The organism is Cyclobacterium plantarum (assembly GCF_011290685.1).
Lineage (GTDB): Bacteria > Bacteroidota > Bacteroidia > Cytophagales > Cyclobacteriaceae > Cyclobacterium > Cyclobacterium plantarum.
Map to the genome: position 1 here is coordinate 328893 of NZ_JAANYN010000005.1, position 19611 is coordinate 348503.

General features: G+C 41.6%; 15 protein-coding genes. 8 read left to right on the forward strand and 7 right to left on the reverse strand.

Annotated features, from left to right (window positions below; all coding sequences use genetic code 11):
- Positions 1-70: 70 nt before the first annotated feature.
- On the reverse strand, positions 71-2506 hold the full coding sequence (locus tag G9Q97_RS13775) for an ABC transporter permease (RefSeq protein ID WP_166147764.1): 2436 nt from the start codon (positions 2504-2506) through the stop codon (positions 71-73).
- Between the two features lie 396 nt (positions 2507-2902).
- On the opposite strand from G9Q97_RS13775, the gene G9Q97_RS13780 reads away from it, so the two are divergent.
- Positions 2903-3847 (forward strand): hypothetical protein, encoded by a 945-nt coding sequence (locus G9Q97_RS13780; RefSeq protein ID WP_166147766.1) that lies wholly within the window; start codon positions 2903-2905, stop codon positions 3845-3847.
- 8 nt (positions 3848-3855) lie between these two features.
- Here G9Q97_RS13780 and G9Q97_RS13785 read toward each other — a convergent pair whose 3' ends face one another.
- The 3 genes from G9Q97_RS13785 to G9Q97_RS13795 form a co-directional block, all read right to left on the reverse strand.
- The gene (locus G9Q97_RS13785) at positions 3856-4986 is read right to left on the reverse strand and encodes an ATP-binding protein (RefSeq protein ID WP_166147768.1); all 1131 of its coding nucleotides are present in this window, start codon (positions 4984-4986) and stop codon (positions 3856-3858) included.
- A 106-nt stretch (positions 4987-5092) separates the two neighbouring features.
- Positions 5093-5773, reverse strand: a complete 681-nt coding sequence (locus tag G9Q97_RS13790; protein WP_166147769.1) for an ERCC4 domain-containing protein — start codon at positions 5771-5773, stop codon at positions 5093-5095.
- 145 nt (positions 5774-5918) lie between these two features.
- Entirely contained in the window at positions 5919-6530 is a 612-nt protein-coding gene (locus tag G9Q97_RS13795; RefSeq protein WP_166147771.1) for a Uma2 family endonuclease, read from the reverse strand.
- Between the two features lie 218 nt (positions 6531-6748).
- Here G9Q97_RS13795 and G9Q97_RS13800 point away from each other — a divergent pair, with 218 nt between their 5' ends.
- Positions 6749-7000, forward strand: coding sequence for a DUF6364 family protein (locus tag G9Q97_RS13800; RefSeq protein WP_166147773.1), 252 nt, complete (start codon positions 6749-6751; stop codon positions 6998-7000).
- Complete coding sequence (locus G9Q97_RS13805) at positions 6978-7412, forward strand: type II toxin-antitoxin system VapC family toxin (RefSeq protein WP_166147775.1); 435 nt, start codon at positions 6978-6980, stop codon at positions 7410-7412. The genes G9Q97_RS13800 and G9Q97_RS13805 overlap by 23 nt, the downstream gene beginning before the upstream one ends.
- A 78-nt stretch (positions 7413-7490) precedes the next feature.
- Here G9Q97_RS13805 and G9Q97_RS13810 read toward each other — a convergent pair whose 3' ends face one another.
- Entirely contained in the window at positions 7491-9935 is a 2445-nt protein-coding gene (locus G9Q97_RS13810) for an ABC transporter permease (RefSeq protein WP_166147777.1), read from the reverse strand.
- Between the two features lie 535 nt (positions 9936-10470).
- Between G9Q97_RS13810 and G9Q97_RS13815 the strand changes: the two genes are divergently transcribed.
- Both G9Q97_RS13815 and G9Q97_RS13820 read left to right on the forward strand, forming a co-directional pair.
- On the forward strand, positions 10471-10743 hold the full coding sequence (locus G9Q97_RS13815) for a DUF6364 family protein (RefSeq protein WP_166147779.1): 273 nt from the start codon (positions 10471-10473) through the stop codon (positions 10741-10743).
- The gene (locus G9Q97_RS13820) at positions 10724-11143 is read left to right on the forward strand and encodes a type II toxin-antitoxin system VapC family toxin (RefSeq protein WP_073094312.1); all 420 of its coding nucleotides are present in this window, start codon (positions 10724-10726) and stop codon (positions 11141-11143) included. Before G9Q97_RS13815 ends, G9Q97_RS13820 begins: the two co-directional genes overlap by 20 nt.
- Positions 11144-11543: 400 nt before the next feature.
- Here the strand turns inward: G9Q97_RS13820 and G9Q97_RS13825 are convergent, their stop codons facing one another.
- A complete protein-coding gene (locus G9Q97_RS13825) occupies positions 11544-13904 on the reverse strand; it encodes an ABC transporter permease (RefSeq protein WP_166147781.1) in 2361 nt (786 codons plus the stop codon).
- Between the two features lie 408 nt (positions 13905-14312).
- Between G9Q97_RS13825 and G9Q97_RS13830 the strand changes: the two genes are divergently transcribed.
- The 3 genes from G9Q97_RS13830 to G9Q97_RS13840 all read left to right on the forward strand — a co-directional run bounded on the left by G9Q97_RS13830 (position 14313) and on the right by G9Q97_RS13840 (position 18460).
- On the forward strand, positions 14313-14798 hold the full coding sequence (locus tag G9Q97_RS13830; RefSeq protein ID WP_166147783.1) for an META domain-containing protein: 486 nt from the start codon (positions 14313-14315) through the stop codon (positions 14796-14798).
- 345 nt (positions 14799-15143) lie between these two features.
- Positions 15144-16376: a hypothetical protein gene (locus tag G9Q97_RS13835; protein ID WP_166147785.1), complete on the forward strand. Its 1233-nt coding sequence runs from the start codon at positions 15144-15146 to the stop codon at positions 16374-16376.
- Positions 16373-18460 carry a hypothetical protein gene (locus tag G9Q97_RS13840; protein ID WP_166147786.1) on the forward strand — a complete coding sequence of 696 codons (2088 nt, stop codon included), beginning with the start codon at positions 16373-16375 and terminating at the stop codon, positions 18458-18460. The genes G9Q97_RS13835 and G9Q97_RS13840 overlap by 4 nt, the downstream gene beginning before the upstream one ends.
- 341 nt (positions 18461-18801) lie before the next feature.
- Here the strand turns inward: G9Q97_RS13840 and G9Q97_RS13845 are convergent, their stop codons facing one another.
- Entirely contained in the window at positions 18802-19443 is a 642-nt protein-coding gene (locus G9Q97_RS13845; RefSeq protein ID WP_166147788.1) for a TetR/AcrR family transcriptional regulator, read from the reverse strand.
- Positions 19444-19611 lie beyond the last annotated feature (168 nt).

Below are 19611 nucleotides of genomic sequence, written 5' to 3' on the forward strand. Positions count from 1 at the left end.
GAGACAGGCAAGGCAGGAAAATCAACCGAGGCAAATAATATCCTTAACCATTCATTTCAGACCACTTCTCCTATTCACTACGCAAAGATTTCACTGGATTCGCTAAAGCAGCTTTAATGGCCTCCTTGCCAACGGCCAACCAGGCCACCAGTAAAACCAATCCTCCTGCAGCCAAATAGGTCCAGATGGAAATATCTATCCGGTAAGCAAAGCTTTCCAACCATTGGTTCATCAGCCACCAGGAAATTGGGAAGGCAATGAAGGCTGACAAAAGCACCAACTTTATATACTCCCTGGAAAGCATGCTCACAATGGTCGATACATCCGCACCAAGAACCTTTCGGATTCCGATTTCTTTATTGCGCTGTTTTGCGGTAAACATAGCCAACCCAAATAAGCCCAAGCAGGCAACAAAAATGATCAAGCCTGAAAATACCATCAGGATGTATCCCATCCTTCGCTCTGCCTGATAGGTTTGGTAATACCTTTCGTCCAAAAATGAGTACGCAAAGGGCTCCTCTGCAGCAAGTGTATTCCATTGCAATTTGATGTCCTCCAATAAGCTTCCTGGCTCATCGGTGTTGATCCTGGCGATGACAGCCCCATGGCTGTTTCCTTTCACCATGACCAATGGAAAGATGCGTTCATGCAGGGACCTGAAATGGAAGTCTTTCACGATGCCAATGACCTGGTAATTTGTTTGGTTTCCCTCATTGTCATGATGGGAAAGGGTCTTGCCCAGTGCATCCTCCTCCCAGTTCAATGCCCGGGCCGCAGTCTCATTCAGAATAATGGAGGTTTGTTCGGAGCCAAATGCTTCCGAAAAATTTCTACCTGCCTCCAATTCCATGCCCAGGGTGGGTATGTAATCGGCATCTACCTCATACCTCAAGGTTTTCACTTGGCTGCGGACGTCGCCATCCGGATACAAAAAGAAATTATTATTGAAGGATGGTCCTGAAGGCAGATATCCTGAAATACTTACGTTTGCGACTCTTGAGTCCTGAAGCAGCTGTTGACGGAATGCTTCAGTATTGTTTCCCAGGTACCGGGCATCTGGAAAAATCAAAACCTGATCTTTGTTGTAACCGAGGTTTTTATTTTGGATAAATTCCAGTTGGTTGTAAACCACGATTGTGCCTATAATCAGTATTACAGACACGGCGAACTGGAATATGACCAATCCGCTGCGCAAACTAAAGGATCGTTTGCCCATGCTGCCTGAGCCTGGGAAAAAGGATCCTTTCAATACGGAAACAGGCTTGAAAGTAGAAAGGAAAAATGCCGGATATATGCCGGCAAGTACCCCTACCATCAGCCCAAATAAAAGCAGGGCGGGCACAGTCCATAAGTTGGAAAAATACTGAATGTCTATGTCTTTTCCTGCAAGATTTTTAAACACGGGCAGCGATAATTTCACCAATGTCATGGCTATTAATAGTGCAAACAGGCTCAATAGGGTGTATTCGGCCAGAAATTGCCCAACGAGTTGCTGCTTTTCTGACCCAAGTACTTTTCGAACACCCACTTCCCGGGCCCTTTTGCCGGCACTTGCTGTGGAAAGGTTGATGAAATTGATGCTGGCAATCAGGATCATAAAAAGGGCAATAGCCCCGGAAATGTAGATATACCTGATATCCCCACCTGGTCCCAGTTCGCCCATCAAGTCAGAATGCAAATGAATGGAAGTGAGTGGCTGCAGGAAGATGCCGATATTGTTTCCATCTTCCTTGAATTGATTGTAACTGATTCCCATGGCTTCCTCCAACTGCGGGCCCATGTATTTTTCGGCTACCTGGGGAAGTTTTGCTTCCAGGTTTTTGTAATCATAGCCGGGTTGAAGCAATAGATAGGTATAAAATTCTGAAACCATCCAGGAAGGGTTTTGGGCTGGAGGGAAGGTCGCCATGGAAGCCAAAAGGTCAAAATGAAAATGGGAGTTGGCCGGCATATCTGCCATGACACCCGTAACGGTGAACAGCTCCCTGTCATCCCCGATCAAAAGCTCTTTTCCTATTGGATTCTCCCCCTTAAAATAGGTTTGTGCGGTAGATGCAGAAATGACAATGCTGTGGGGTTCGTTTAAAACCTGAGTTGGATCCCCCTGGATCAATGGAAAGGTAAACACCTGGAAAAAATTGGCATCTGCAAAGGCAGCTGCCCTGTTTCGGAAAGCGCTGTTCCCATAAATGACTTTAGGATTTCCCATTTTCCGGAGGCGGGTAGCCTGCTCTACCTCAGGATAATCTGCCTTCAGGGCAGCTGCTACCGGGGGCATGACATGCGCTTCATTCATTGTTCCCCCCTGTATGGATCCACGAAAGACTACCCGAACAATGCGGTCTGACTTGTCATGAAAACTGTCGTACCCCAGCTCACTGATTATTGAAAGCAGGATCAGCAGGCAGGAGGCCATCCCAATGGCCAGCCCCAGTATATTGATCGCAGTGAAAGTTTTGTCCCGAAGCAGGTTTCTAAGCGCAATTTTAAAATAGTTTTTTATCATCGTCTACAGCTAATGATTTTCTTTCAACTCAAGTTCAGCCTCCCTTATCTCTTTACCAACTTAACAATAGGCAGCTCATTCACGATTAACCGGCAACTTTTGTTAAGATCAGGTAATGCCTTAGCGAGGCTTACAATAAATCATATCTACTTCCATACCAGTAAAAAAACATCTCCAAACAGCTGTTAAGGGCTGAAGTGGCTTTTTTGTGCTTTTTTATCGTACATTGTTGTTCGCTGGCGGGCAAAAGCCCACTTCCCCCTGCGGTGCGTTTGCCCCAAGGTTCGTCTCATTAATGAGAATAGCAATTAATTTCTTTTTCAACTTACAAAGATTGGATTTTCAGAGATTAATTCGTTAGTTGTAAGGCGTTTTATACTATTCTCTAATCTCTAAATGGAACATTTTACAACCAAAAGGCATTTCTTTCGATTTTATTTCTTACTTGTACTAATGGTTTTACTCATGGGAGGATTTGGTGTTTTTGTCATCCTGGATTTCTATGGAAAATGGGGAACACCGGATTTTGAGGTTGGGGATTATCTGTTGTTGTTTATGGGTGGTTTTATGCTAGTGTTTGGCATTTTCTTTTTGATCATGTATTTCAGAAATGCACCTATTATCAGGCTTCATCATGATCGGATTTCATTCGGCAGGGAAGCCTATGATTTAAAGGATGTAGCTGTACTGGAATTGACTGGGAAATTTCCTTTTGGCTGGGGTATTTCCCTTCCTGACGAAGGAGCTTGCCTTACCTTCAAAGATGGTACAAAGAAATACATTTTCGACATGATGTATTCCAATGGTCCGGAGTTAAAGGTGTTATTGGAAAGGAGATTTCACAATACTTCTTCACCAAAAGCTGCTATAATTCGAAATTTTAATACGCTTCGAATCGAGGGTGAGGAATTTTTTAAAGGAAATCCTTTTGTCAATTTCAGGGCCTCAATTTTATGGATTATCATCGGAGCTTTCCTGTGGCATTTGCTTATAGTTCCACCAAACCACAATGATGTATTTATTTTTCTTGCTTTGGTCGGAATTGTTTGGTTTCTTATTCTTGCCTTCGGTACGCATTACTTTGGCTTGACAAAGGACTATTTTTTCGTTCATTACCATTACTTATTCTGGAAAAAACATGTTTATACTTTAAGTAATATCGAGGAGGTTGTATTTGAAAGCCCAGGCAAGGGGCCATATAGACTCAGGCTTATCACCCGGGACTACCAAACAAAAATTTATGCTGCCAGTACGCTAAAAACCAAGACCTGGTTAAAACTAAAAAAAGCATTGGAGCAAATGGGGGTTCAGGTGAGAAACGAGGCATTTCCGGAAGGTTAAACCCGCATTTAAAGTTCCGTCAAAAATTGTACATAGTTATCAGGTGTGATAACCGCTGTCTCCGTTGCTGGATAAGCATTCAGAAAGGATTTGGAGAAGTTCTTTTTCGCTTTTGGGTTCCATTTGAATTCATAAGCTTTCATTCTGGCATTTCGTTCTTCGATATAATCAATTTCTTGCTGGGCGTGGGTTCTCCAGAAATACTGGTTAAAATTTGCCTGACGATAAGCTAACAATTTGACCCGTTCGCTAATGATGTAATTTTCCCACAATTCACCAATATCCTGTCGCAAGTTTGCAGGGCTGAATTGGTTGATTACCGCATTGCGAATACCGTTGTCATAAAAGTAAAATTTGCGGCTCTTTTTTAATTCGTTGCGAAGGTTACGGCTGAGTGAACCTAACCTGAAAACAATGAATGCCTTTTCGAGAAGATGGATGTATTTTTCAGTTGTTTGGTTGTCTAACCCGATGAGCTGGCCAAGTTCATGATAAGATACTTCGCTTCCCACCTGAAAAGCCAAAGCCTGTACCAGCTTTTCCATTTTCTCCGGTTTTTGTATGCGATCCAAGGTTAGAATATCTTTATAAAGGTAACTGTCGGTCAACTGTTTTAGCCTGATTTCCTCCTCGCCAGGATAGTTAACAATTTCTGGATAGCAACCATAAACCAAGCGGATCGAAAGCAGACGTTTCTCTTCCAGTAAGCCATGGTGGTGCCCCAATTCATCAAATGAAAAAGGAAAAAGATGGAATTCCCACTTTCGTCCTGTCAAGGGCTCATTGAGGTGCTTTGCCAATTCAAATGATGAGGAGCCGGTTGCAATCACTTTTATGTGGGGCAACTGATCTACAATTAGCTTGATTGTCAATCCAATATTGGAAACACGCTGTGCTTCATCAATCACCAGAGTACGTGTTTTACCCAGTAACGAGCGGAGAAGGCTGGACGTTGGTGACTCCAAAAGACCACGTATGTCGGCATCATCTCCGTTCCACCAAGTGATTGGAGCTGCCAAGTCTTTTGATATTTCTCTCAATAAGGTACTCTTTCCGACCTGCCTTGGACCTAGCAATATAATAGCCTTATTATCACCAAGACGCTGCGATATCTTGATAGCAATTTCTCTATTAATCATAAATATTGCGAATTAAATCGCAAATTTAATATAAAAATTTGGAATCAATACGCGAAGTTAAGATAAAAGAGCAATTGAACTGGCTAATAAATCCCATCGCCTCTTTTTATTTTTTCAAAATTTCCATAAAGCGCTCGACCGTCTTTTTCCCCAGGCCCGGCACCTTCAGGAGTTCCTCATTCCCTGCCATAAACACCCCATAAAGATTGCCGAATTTCATCAGCAGCCTTTCCGCCCGATCAACGCCTATCCCCGGAAAGCTTTCCAGAATATGGATTCGTTGTTTAAGCAAAACCTGTCTCTTCCGTTTAAAAGGTATGGGGCGTGGGTAAAACCGCTGTTCCTCCAGCTTGTCTTTGGTAAGTTGTTTGAAGCATTGCAACATAACGGCTGCTGACTCCTGATAATTTTTGGTTCTCAATATTGGGATTCGGAACGACAAGGAGAGGGATAGCAAAATACCTTGAATGGCCTGTGGTGAAAAGTCGGTTTCCTTAAAATCCCTTTTCCTTCCCTCCAGAATGATGCAGGCAGGCACTTTGCCCATAGCCAGTTTTTTTGCTTGTTGGAACAATCGACCGTCTTTTATAGACGTACAAAAATCTGGGATAGTTTTCCTTTCTACCAGCAGATCCCTGTCAAAATGATAATCTCCAGCCGATAAACGTTGGCGGTGGATGATCATGTTTCCCATTTTACTGAATACCTCTTCCAATGCAGGCGGTTCCCTGTCATCGATGGTGATTAGTAAAGGGAAATAATAGGAAGATTTCAGTAGCCTGGACATAGAAAAATCAGCGATTCACTCCCTAATTTACAAATTAAACAGATTTCTGCAGGTGCTTGGGCCAGCGGATTTAATGCTACTTGAGATTTTTTTTCTTACAATATTGGAGATTTATTGGCAAGTTCAGCATGTCAAAAGAAAAAAATCAATTGATTTGAGCAAAAAATACTTCCAAATCCAATTCAAATCCCACGATAGCCAGGGATTTTGCGATATCCCCTGAAGTCATTAAGCGAGTTGGCTGATAGTGGCCCTGAATCAACCTGTATATCAGGAGGGTCTGTCCTTCGGGATCCATCAACCAATATTCTTTTACTCCGGCTTCTTCATAAACCTCATACTTACTTTGGAGTTCAAGCTGTTTGTTGCCGGGTGAAAGGACTTCCACCGCCAGATCCGGGGCACCGATACAGCCCCTGTCGTCCAGCTTTTCCATATCACACACCACACAAATATCCGGCTGTACAACAGTGAGTATTTTGTCATCTTTTTTTGACTTTACCGGAAGCCGGACATCAAAGGGAGCAATATAAGTCTGGCATTTTTTACCTTTTAAAAACAGATGAAATTCCGTGTAAAGCGTTCCAGCCAAACTTTGATGAATTCTCTTTGGAGCTGCAGCGGCTTTTTTGAACACTTTTCCTTTGATCAGTTCGACCATCTCCTCCATATCCCAGGTCAGGTAATCCGCATAGGTATAGTTCCCGTAGCTCAAATCGGGTTCTTTTAGAAGAGATTTGCTGTCCTTTTTTTCCATATCTGAATATAACTAATTGTAACTTAACATGAAAGATCATGTTAAGTAATGCGAATTCGTCTCAACCCTCAAGCAATAATCAGTTGCTATCGCATTCCGGTTGTCTGCACACTCGGGCTGTCCGGAGTAAGATTCATTTTTGAAAATTCAAACCGCAGCATTTCAATAACTGCTTAAAGACACGTATTTTTGAATATAAGCGTACAAATTGATCAATAATGAAAACGAAATTAACCTTGACCGTAAACAAAAGCATCATAGATGCTGCAAAAAGGCGAGCCAAAAGCCGCGGTATTTCTCTTTCCAGGATGTTTGAGGAGTTATTTGAGGAAGACGGGTCATACGAAATTAAGACTGAGCAACAAAGGGCAGCAGAGCGACTGCTAGAAATTCTTGAAAATTCAAGTAGTATCCCTACGAAAGATGATAAAGCATTAATTCGATCGCATGTTAAAAGGAAGTTTGCCTAATGTATTTTTGGATACGGATGTGGCTTTTGATATCATTTCAAAAAGAGCTCCCAATTTTGCAGATGCAGTTAAACTGCTTGATTTGGCGGCTAAAGATCAGCTGTCACTTCAAATTGCTGAAAGCAGTTTGGCAAATCTTATTTACCTGTCCTATGACATCTATAAATTACCGGAAGCATCTTCAAAATTATTGAATTTTATGGGGGCTTGTAATATCGTAAATGCCGGTAAACCTGCGTTGATGGAAGCTTTGGCATCTCAATTCAAGGACAAGGAAGATACACTTCAATATTATACGGCACTTCACTCTGGTGCGGATTATTTTATCACCAGAAATATCAAAGACTATAGACTATCTTCACCTTCTCTTCCTGTTTTTCACCCAAGAGATTTTTTGGACCAAATAAATTGAGATAGAATTTTTTCGTCACTCTTCACTCGGTTCGGCTTGACTCAACCCTGACTACGTCGGGATATCGTCTTTACGGACCTACTCGGTGCGCAAGGACTCAACAGGATTTTTAAGGGCGGCTCTCAGGGTTTGCGAGCTTACGGTGAGAACTGTGATCAGTACCGTAATCACTGCTGCCCCGGCAAATATCCACCAGTTCATATTAATTCTGTAAGCAAAGTTTTCCAGCCAGCGGTTCATGCCATACCAGGCAATTGGACTGGCTATGGCAAAGGAAATCAAAATCAATTTCATCAGATCCCTGCTTAGAAGTGCCATGATACCTGTAACGTTGGCACCCATCACCTTGCGAATACCAATTTCCTTGGTACGTTGCTGAATGGATACAGAGATCATTCCAAGCAGCCCCAGGCTGGAAAGCAAAATACTCAATCCGCCAAATACCAGGCTCAGGGTCAGAGCTTTCCGGTCATCTTTGTACAACCGGTCAAATTCTTCATCCAGGAAAGTATATCCAAAAGGATGCTCAGGGGTGAATTCATTCCAAACTCTTTTTGCATGGTCAAGGGCCTGAGGTGCAGCACCCGCATTTACCTTCACCAAATAGGAGGAGGCTCCATATGGATCAAGGGAAAACACAATGGGATCTATTTGTTCATGAAGACTCTTGTGATGATAGTCTTTGATCACCCCAATTATTCTTCCGGTTTCTTCCGACCCTGTTCGATATGACCTGGTAGTAAATGAGGTGCCCACTACAGGTTCCTGAAGCGCAAAATTTTTAACAGCAGTTTCATTAATGACCAGGTTGTTGATGTCTGCGGTATTTTCCGCTTCAAACCAGCGACCCGAAACCAGGGTCAGGTTGGCCAATGCGGCATATTCTTCATCCGCCCAGATAATGACGGCTTCAGTTGGTGCTGTTGGTTTTGCATACCCAGACCAAAAAATCTCGACAGGCTGTTTTCTTTTGTCATCCAGGATGGAAGTACCATTGACCTGGGAAACATTCTGGATCGCATTATTTGCCAGCAAACTGGCTTTAATGCTATTGACCCGGCTCCTGTGGCGTTCCTTTGCCTCAACGTCACCAAACCCGAACCCTAAAGGCAAGGGTACATGTAGTCTGAATACCTGGTCTTTTTGGTAATGATCGGTTTGCTGCTGTATGAAGGCAAATTGATGATGGACCGTAACGATTCCAATGAGCATTACCATGGTAAAAATTAGTTGGCCGGTTACCAGCCACTTTCGGAAATGCTGCCGGCTGATCCCTGTCAAAACCTGGCTTTTTAACAAGCTTACAGGCTTCAATGTAGCCAGTACCATTGCCGGATAAAGGCCGGTCATGATAAAAACCAATGCAACCACCCCCAAAATTAACAACAATACATCAAGGTCCATCAGGTTGAGCACAAGGTTTCTTTCTACAAATGCATTGAATTCCGGAAGCACCAGGAAAACCAGCAGCAAGGTAAGCCCTGAAGCCATGGTAATGGAAAGAAAGGTTTCCACCATTGCCTGGATAAATAGGTGATGTTTAGAGGCACCCACTGTTTTCCGGATCCCTATTTCCTTTATCCGGCTCCCAATCCTGGCAATGGACAGGTTGACAAAATTGACACTGCCTACGGCAAGCAGTAAAACAGCAAGAATAGAAAAAACCCAAAGATTGAGGGTGTTTCCATGCGGAATGATTTGATCCAGAAGGCCCGTCTCAAAATGCAAATCTTTCAGTGCGACCAATTTCGTTCGCCTGGGCGAATCTGCCATCCAGGGTGGTCTATTACCGGCAATGATTTCTGCTATTTTTTGCTCTGCTTCCTCAAGGGATGCGCCCCGGTGTAATTTTAAAAACAAAAGCTGTGTATACATGCCCCATGATGCGGTGTTTTCGATACCCTCTTTTGTTTCCTTGTAAATGGAATTTGATACCAGGACATCCTGTTGGAAAGAAGAGTTTGCCGGGATATCCTCGATAATAGCAGCAATTGAATATGGAATGGAATCGATATAGAGGGTCTGCTGTAATGGGGGCAGGTCTCCAAAATATTGGGCGGATTTGGACCGGGTGAGGATAACCGTACGGGGATGATTGAAAAAATAATCCAGGCTTCCCTGGTAAACCTTATAGTCAAACATGTCTATCCAGTCCTTGCCCACGATCAACCCATTCGATTCTTTGAATGATAGGCCATTAATTTCTACAACTTTTCTGCTCAGGTCGGTACCCGCCGTTGTAATTTGTTCTATCTCAGGGATAGCTTGCTGAATGGCCTCGTAAATTGGGTAAGACGAAAAACCATTAAATGCGTATTCCGACTTGATGGTGTCAACATCTGCCCGCAAATATATACGGTCTGCCCCCGGATTATAGGTATCAAAACGCAACTCATTTTGGCTCCAGAGAAGAATAAGTACAGCAGCGGCCATGGCTACAGCTAGCCCGCCTATATGAATGAGGGCACTTATCTTGGTTTGCCATAGGTAGCGAAAGGCGATTTTAAAGTAATTTTTTAACATGTTAATAGTAAATATGATTGAAGACTAACTCAGGCATAAATTTTCAGCTGCACCCATTTCTCCACAAATCCAACATGATTAAATCTGGCTTTCCGCAACACCCTGTTACAGGTCTTTTCCTTTACTTTGGATTGGCCAGAATTCCTTATTTCTGCCTTTTGGATTCGAAATCAGTTAAAAATAGGAAAAAAGGAATAGCCCTTTTTTTGGAAGGGAGTTTTTTCAGCCGGGATTTATCGGATTCAATTACTATTTATTCTACTTCTATGCCATTGATAATCCAGCTGAAAGTGCATAAAAGCCCCATTCAATGATCCTTTGATTTCCCAAACGGACAAAAGTGTCCGTTGACGGGCAAATTGGCGGAAAAATATCAGGTTTTTCATTTCGAGCTGTCCCCTTCACATAACCGAGGAGGATGGTTGGTGCCAAACTAAAATTAAAGAAACCAAAGCACTTTCTAAGCAATCCAATAAACTTATTGACTTTTTTATACGTATTTATTAATATTATACGCATAATAGGTATTTGTATTATGAAGAATCGACTAAACCTCACTGTAAACAATGATCTGATCCAAAAAATGAAAAAATATGCAGATCTCAGGCAAACCAGTCTATCCCAAATAGTGGAAGAGCACTTTGAAGAATTATTGAATCGGCCAACCAGACTTCACGAAGATAAGTCCTTGTTGGAGTATGTGAAAACCCTGCCTAAATCCAAGGTGGATTATCCCAAGGATTTTGATTTTAATGAGGAATACTACAAAGCAAAAAACAAAGAAAGCAATGAGCAAAATCCTGTTTGATGCCAATGTTCTTTTGGATTTTTTTCTTGAGCGAAATTTGCAGCCTGAAACGATAGAAAAGATATTTATGCTGATTGACAATAAAAAGGTTGAGGGCTATGTAACCGTAACCATACTTCAAATTTGTGCTTATTATTTAACGAAGGCAAAAGGGGTAGCAGTAGCAAAAGAGATTTTGGAGATGGTTATTTTGAAATTTCAGCTTTTGGATGGCAATAAAAAAAATGTTCTGAATGCCCTGAAATCAGAACAGCAGGATATTGAAGATGCCATTCACTATTTTATTGCGCTTGAGAACGAAGTCAATGCGATCGTTACTTTGGATCAAGGTTTTATTAAATTGTCCTCTCCCTATTTACCCATTTACAGTCCTGCTGACCTATTGAGCAATATTGGTTAGGAAGTGCTTTGTCTTTATTTTGCATTCTGACCCGATTTTTTGACCAGGAGTAAAAAAAGCCTTCATTCCCATAAGCCTCCTGCGCATCCCCTGAAAAAATTCAGGACCGGCCACTGACTACCGTCAGGACAGGTTCGGTTTTTTGTCGGGCCAGTGCGCTTTGCATATTTAAAATATAGTTCTTCTATTTTTCAAATTTTTCCCAAGTAATACCTTTTAGAAATCAGTTTTAAATCCGTCATTGGTAAATTGGCCAATCCCCTTTTTCAATAGCCATTCCCGTTGTGGTTCATTTGTTTGGTTTGATTATCTTAAGGTCACCATATGAATTATCACCTGAACGGAAACTCATGTGATCACTGATCAATTTTTCCTGATCATAAATTATCATAACATCCAATTACTCGCTCTTCAGCGTCTCTGCCGGATTGACTAGCCCGGCTTTGATCGCCTGGGTACTTACCGTCAATAAGGCAATCAAAAGTGTCATGCCACCGGTCCATACGAACAAGGACCAGTCAATAGTAGTCCTGTAAGCAAATGTTTCCAGCCAGTCGCTCATAAAATACCAGGTAAGCGGGATGCCTATGATCACGGAGATCAGCACCAGTTTGGTGAATTCAGAAGAGATCAACGCCACCACACTACCAATTGATGCACCCAATACTTTCCTGACAGAGATTTCCTTTTTACGCCGTTCTGCTATATAGGTCGCCAATCCAAAAAGCCCCATACAGGATATTATCCCGGCGAGGCCTGTAAACAAGGATGTAAGCCTGCCGGTACGTTCATGGGATATGAATTTGCGGGCATGCTCCTGATCAACGAATCGGTATTCAAAAGGGGAGTCGGGATTGAATTTATTGAAAACGGTCTCAACCCTGGCGAGGGAATTCAAATAATCAGCTGCTTCTTCAAACCGGATATGGATGAAATTCAGGTCGCGCTTTGGCCCCATTACCATGATCGGAGACACTTCATCAAAGGGAGATTCCACAATAAAATCCTTTACTACGCCCACAATGGTAAAGGAATAGGCGTCATCCTTGACCACCTGACCAATGGGGTCCTCAAACCCCATCACCTCAACCGCTTTTTCATTGACGATTGCCGAAAGGCTGTCACTGGCATAGGAATAAATATCAATATCCCTTCCCGCTATCAATTCCATTCCGGCTGTTTTCACCAGGTTTGCATCTGTTCCCATGCGACTGATATTTGGCATGTATTCCGGGTCTTTGCCTTGCCATTCCATTCCATCAGTGTTGCTATAAATACTGGTTAAGGGAGAAAAGGTATAGCTGACCTCGGCTACCTCCGGAAGGGCCAGCAATTCAAGACGAAGTGCCGTTTTGTTCTTTCTGATACTTTGCGTTACCGGATGAAAAATCAGGTTCTCCTTGTCCATTCCCAAATCTCTGTTTTGGACAAACCTCATCTGATCCTGCACAATCCATACACAGGATATGAGGGTGACCACAACGGCAAACTGAAAAACCACCAAAACCTCCCGAGGCTTCCATCCAAGGTTACTCCTTGTTCTCATTTGGGATTTAAAAACTGCTGTGGGCTGGTAAGCACTTAATAAAAATGCCGGATAGCTTCCTGCCAGTATCCCTGTTACAAAAATATAAACGGCAGAAATCCCCCAAAAGTAGGGTTGGGTAAGCGGGTTGGGCAATTCCTGGCCCACCAAACCCTTAAACCAGGAAAAAGAAAGGGATACAATGGTGATGGCCAGCAAATAGGCGGTGAGTGCGATGAATACAGATTCGGCAAGGAACTGGCCAATCAGCATGCCTTTGCCTGCACCGGAGATCTTCCGGATTCCCACTTCTTTGGACCGTTGGTCACTTTGGGCAGTACTCAGGTTCACAAAGTTAATCGCTGCAAGCACCAAAACAATAATGGAGACGATGCCAAACATCCGGATCATTTCGATTTTTCCCCCTACAGACTTTCCATTTTCGAATTTGGAATAGAGGTGAAGATCACGAATAGGGAAAAGAAAATCAGAAATGTCTTCCAGATCGGAGTTACTGGTAGTGAAGTCCGCAAACTTCTGATTGAATGCAGCATGGTCGGCATGCTCATTTAACAAGGCAAAGGTACGGTAGGAATTATTCCCCCAATAGGCATCAGTCCAGCCCTCGGCTTCCAATTTCTTGAAAGGCAGAAAGGCTGTAAAAGGGAAAGCGGTATTCTCCGGTAAGTCCTTTATCACTGCGCCAACGGCAAAATCCCATTGCTTGCTTACCGTCACTATTTTACCCAGAGCTGAGGTCTGGCCGAATAATTTAAGTGCAACGGATTCAGTCAGAACAATATTTCCTGGTTCCGTCAATGCAATAATTGGGTCACCTATCAGGGCTTCAAAGCTGAATATTTCAAAAAATCCGGGGTCGGTAAAAGTGGCCTCTTCATAGAAATTATTTTCACCCACGGTTAAGAGTTGTTGGTCCCATTCGGTGATCCTGGCTACTTCTTCCACCTCTGGAAACTGCGCTTTCATGGCTGGGGCATAGGGAGCTGGTGTATAGTCCCAGGTTGATACCTGGCCTTGCATGGTTGCATTTCTCCAGACGGCATATATCCGATTTGAATTTTCATGAAAGCGGTCGACAGATAGCTCAAACTGCACCCAGATAAGTATGAGAATAGAAGCGGCCATGCCGATCCCCAGTCCGGCAATGTTTATAAATGCGTATCCCTTACTTCTGCTGATGTTTCTCCAGGCGATTTTAATATAATTTTTCCACATGATGCCTAATGTTAATGCCTTCGTCCGCAAAATAAAACTCCATTTCAGGTCAATTTACCGTTTTATTTCAGCGTGAACTTACACCACTTCCATGCCAGTTCAAAAGCCCGCATTTGTGTTGAAAATGTAATGTTGACATTCATTCACGAAAGTTATTCGAACAAAAATGTGCGCATGCGGACAAGAATTCCTGACTCCTTCCGGGAAGTACCCATACAGTCCCCTCATTTTTCAATAGGTGAATGCAACCAAAGGGGAATGGTTAAAGCATTATTTTCTTACATATATCTTTCGGTACCTGGGACGAGATCACATCATTTTTCGTAGAGGTATTATTAAATAATTTTTCTTATGAATAACAAGACAGACTAGGTTACCTTAACATTTTTGATACTATCGGGTGCATGTATGGAAGATGAGAACCCTGCTTGTCCCGTTCCGTACTCCATTCTATCCGGAGACCACGAAATTTATAAGATATGGGCTTTTATGGGCTTTAGACACAAAACCTTACGATGGATTGACTATTATCCGCCCTGTGAATTGTACAGAAATGATGATGGTAGAGTTACACCAGGCAGGATAAGGATCACTTTTACAGAGGAAGTTTCCAGTAATGAAGAATTGGTGGATTATCAAATTTTTTCCGGTGCCGGACCTGTTAATGGCTTCTCCGGAGATTTCCAACTTTCCGGTAACACTATCCAAAGTGGTGGCAGGATTGTTACTACTTTCATTGCATCTATTCATGGCAACGTAAATGAATACGAGTCAAAGCTTTATTCTGCACTGATACAAATGACACATTTTGACATTGTAAAGAATCAGTTACTCCTCACCTGTGGGAAAGGAGAGGAGGAAATGTTGTGGGTACTTGCGGAAAATTCGATTTGATGTCATTGGTTGTTCAAAATTGGCCTTTATGTGGAATCTGGTAGCTAGAACAGGATTTCTCTGTGCTTATTTGGAACTTTAAAATTTAGCATCAACATTAACAGAATTAACGGTATATTTTTCAAAAAAAAATAAAATAAAACAATCTTTATTTTTTTTGATTTTTTTTATTTAATGTTGCGGTGAAATTTTCTAAAACATTGAATTAGCGTTGAAACTTTTGAATTTTTTGTAAGGTGATTTTTTAGTTTAAGGCTGAGCGTTCAAATGATTTACGATTGCGCCAAACCACTAAAAACAGCGCTAACCCTTTTTTTAGAAAATTAAACACCAAATTATTCGTATATGAAAATGGCCAAATTTTTCACTATTGGCATCTTTTGTTGGGTTTTTATTTATTCTTCGGTAAATGGACAGGATGCTCCAAGCGATTACATCCTAACCCGGGATGGCGTAAAACTAAATGGAAAGATACCCCGCTCCTTTGATTTCAACAGTGCAGGCTCGATAAAATTTATAGACCAGGAAGGTAGGGAATTTCAGTATTCGCCTAATGACCTTAAAGGTTTCGGATTGTCCAATGGCAGAACATTTGAAAGCCGTTTTCTGCCAGGGAAAGAAGAAAGTGAGTTGTTCTTTTTACAGATAATCCTGAGGGGAAAAGTAAGTCTATTTTCCTACAATAGCCGCTTTTTTATTGAAAGTGAGAAAGATTATTTGGAACTGACCGAATCATCCAACCAAAGAGAAGTCCGCGGAAATTTAATAATGACGAGGCGCAAACGAATTACAGGTATTCTCAATTACATGTTGTACGGTCCCTGCGGCTTACAATTGCAGGAAAGGATCGCGAAAACCAATCATACCGAAGGTGGATATATTGACATTATCATGAAGTATCACCATTGCGAAAATTTACCCTATGAGTTGCTGGTGGAGGAGATTCCGGTGCTAAGGGTTTCCTGGCTAGGAATGGCTGGTGGTTCTTTGTTTCAAACCTATCCGGTTTCTTTATCCGACCGAACACAACATGTGTTTGATACAAATTTTGCACCTTTCCTGGGGTTAGGAATTAAGTTGGATCAATGGCGGCGAACTCCAAGAATAGCCTTTGACCTTGCCGTCGGTTATTCCTGGGTAAAAAATAAAATGAATGCCGAACTGAACACTCAAAATTATATCTATACGGCAACTGAGGAGTTTACAGTCAACACGATAACAACACCGGTATTTTTAGATTATCTTGTGTTAAGGTCTCCCAGACATGAATATTACATGGGAGCTGGGGTCGTTATCCGGTTTAACCAATTTAAAAGCGTTGGCAGTATCATTGATTTCAAAACCAAGTTTGAACCTGTAGTGGTGGAATTATCGGAAGAACCGATATACATCCAGTCACCTGTTCAGTTTTCACCTGCTTTTAAACTGGGAACACATTTCAATTTTAAAGAAAAATGGGGCATTGTTTCAGAACTTCAGATGGAGTATGCTAACAACGGCTATGGCCTTACGCTAGCTAAAAATCAGTTCAATTACAACCAAATTATTTCCACTTTTATGGTGGGGTTTAGGCTATGAAAAAGCAAGTTCAACTTTTGGCTACGGCGTTTATATTGATTTTTACAGGTTGTGAATATGCAGAAATGACGCCTAGAACGACCCCACGGTTTAGCGTGGCCTTTGTTCAGGAAATTGACGAATCTGGAGCCCAATTTGCTGCCAATATTTATGATTTTGGCAGTGAGGAGATCCTTGAATACGGGTTTCTTTATGGTACGCATTTTCTCCCAAGGCCAGACTACGCTGAGGAGGTGAAACAAAGTGGAAAGCCAGAAAAATATTTTATGCTAAAAGCGGATCACTCCATGGTAAAGGGAGAGTTTATCTATGTGGTGGCTTTTATAAAAACGCTGTCCGGGGTGGTATACTCAGAACCCCACAGATTTGTCAGTAAAGGGGCCGTTGGTTTTATCTTTGAAAAAATTGAATACAATCAGCCCATATTTTTTGGAGATACAGTGACTGTATATGGTGAAAATTTAAGCAGCTTGATTTCCAACTACCAGGTTACCTTTCAAAATGAAACTGCAAGAATAACTGATGTTCAAAAAAATTCCTTTAAGTTTCTCATACCGGATTTTCACCGATTCGACAGCAATGGTGAGCAGGATGTCTTTGAGATAGCTCTGGATATTTTGGATAAAAAGATGGAGTTGAGTCTTCATATTCCTTTTCGGGAGCCAGCGTTTGCAGATTTACCCATCCAGCAAATCGACTATGGAGGCACTGTGGAAATATATGGGGACTATCTGGAAGATCCCAACTTAATAGTGGTCTCTAACTCCCAACCTCCTGAAAGCGAATATCTTAATTCTGTAACTATCGTCTCTGCCGACCCGAATAAGATCGTTTTTAAGCCCAATCCAGTGATTGCGGGTAAGGAAAATTTTGTGGCGCTCAAAATCAGAGGGAAAATGTACAATTTAGGGTCAGGTATTTTTGAATATAATCCTACAGAAATTGACCCAGGCCAGCATCTTAAAATTGGATATGGTGATCGATTTATTATCAAGGGACGGAATTTTAACTATTGGGCCCCTTATTTCCACCAAGGGGTGTTAAACGGTCGGGCCTATGAGATTAACTACGAAAATTCGGATAGCGTAAATCTTTCTCTTCGTTTTGTCAGCCTGGACTTTAGGTTCAATAGATTGAACGATTTTAAGCTCCAGACTTTTGATAAGGTATCAAAAAATTCGGTAAAAATTGAATTAACCGATCCGGATATTCCGATAATGAATAACCCGATTCCTTCGATTTCACTTCCAGACTATCTGCCTTATGGAAACATGACTAGTTTCGGCGGTAAGGGTTATGCTTTGGGGAATAAGGAAATCTTCGAAATTGACATCTTAAATAAATCTATGACCCCTCTTCGTGCTTTGCAACTTGGAACGCATGTATTGACTTATACTTTCTCCGCAGCACATGGAGAAAATTGGTACATTGGAGGGGGGCAAACTTCTAATTACAATCCAATCAATAGGGCATTTTTTGTGTTTAACATGAAAAGTGGGGAAATAAAACGCTTACCGGATTTACCTTTTGACCAATGGAGGCCAATTTTGGTGCATATTATAAACGATGATCTTTATCTGGAGGGCGGAATTGGACACGAATTAGGAGAAGATCATAAATTAAGGTACAAATTTGATCTCAATTCTGAGAAATGGACCCGTCTTCCTGATAAAGCAGTAGGGAGGCACATTAATGGCAGGACCATTCCTTTTCATTATAAGGGGAAACACTTTGCTATTGGTGAACCAAATGGGACTGGAGATGATCAAACCGGACTTTTTGAATTTGATGTAATTACAGAAACCTGGCACCTTTCGAAAAGATTTCCAGAATTGGGAGGGAGGGGCCTTGCAACAGATGAAGTTTTCGTCATTGCCAATAAAGCAATTCTAATATCAACAGATATATACCTATTGAATCTGGAAACGATGGAATTGAGTCAAGTTCCCAACTTATCGCAAAAGGAGTACCTGACATGTGGTTTACCCCGTACTATGGCATTTATGCTGAATCGGAAAATTTATATTTGGGACTGTAACGAGACATTTTGGGAAATTGATCCTGAAAGGTTTGAAAATTGGTAAATTGTTTATTTCTACTGAGTTATAGTATGCTATCATCTAAAAAGGGAATGAATTTGGATTAACGTAAAGACCGAATTTATATCCATTGAGATCTGTTTTTTTATACCGCTAGCGTCTTATTTTGGATAGATAAATTGGAGGAATAAAAACCGGCATCTCGGGAAAGTTCTCTGAAAATGGTATTGCCAAAATCAAGTGGTTCTCCCGGGTTTATACCATTCCGGTGAGGATTGAAAGGTAAAAATTCCGTATGTTGTCATAAACTTTTTGAATTGATCTTTTACCAGTTTATGGATAATTCAATAAAATTTATTCTTATTTAGAAAGATCATGTCTTTGCACTACCCCCTAGAACCATCCACCAGCTCCTGGAATAAAAGTTGTCCTTTTTCCGTCATGTAAGGAAAAAGCAGTTTCCAGATATTGTCCGACATGCCACTGCTGTTTTTCTTCGATTTGGAATTGGAAAGCAATTCCTCTTGTGATAGCCAGAAAGTAATAATGATCCTGATGGACAAAAGCAGTTGTTCGATGTGGGCTTCCGTGCTTTTGATAAAATAGCCATCTTCGATCGCCCGTTTAAACAGGTCTGACATTTGTTGTTTCCGGATCCTTAGGGTGTTTTTCAGAAGCCGGTTGATTTTTGGGTAGGAACGGGAAATTTCCAAAACATCCAGGTTAAAAAACCGGAATTTATATTGAAAGGATTCCAAATGAAGCAGTAGCCGGTGGATCTGATCAAAACTCCCTGTAGCAGGATCAGCGGCCTTGTAGGAATCGGACATTTCGGCCCTCATTTGCTTGTATATGGCCAGCAAAAGTACTTCCTTGTTTTTAAAATGGTAGTCAAGGTTGCCATAACTTATACCCATTTCTTTGGCAATATGCCTGCTGGTAATGCTTTGAACCCCATCTTTATTGAAAAGGTCTACGGCAGTATCCATGATTCGCTGCTTGGTATTTGTTTTGCTCTTTTTTGTCATTTTTACTGCTAAACCGGTGTAGGGTTAACCTTGAGGACAAAAGTAAAAAAACTCATCTACTTACACTAAATTTTACGGTTCTTACTTTTCCGCATACGGATAAAAGTAGCTCCTTCACCTGAAGGAGCAATATTTTTATTTTCAATCTGAAGGGAGCAAGAGACCCTT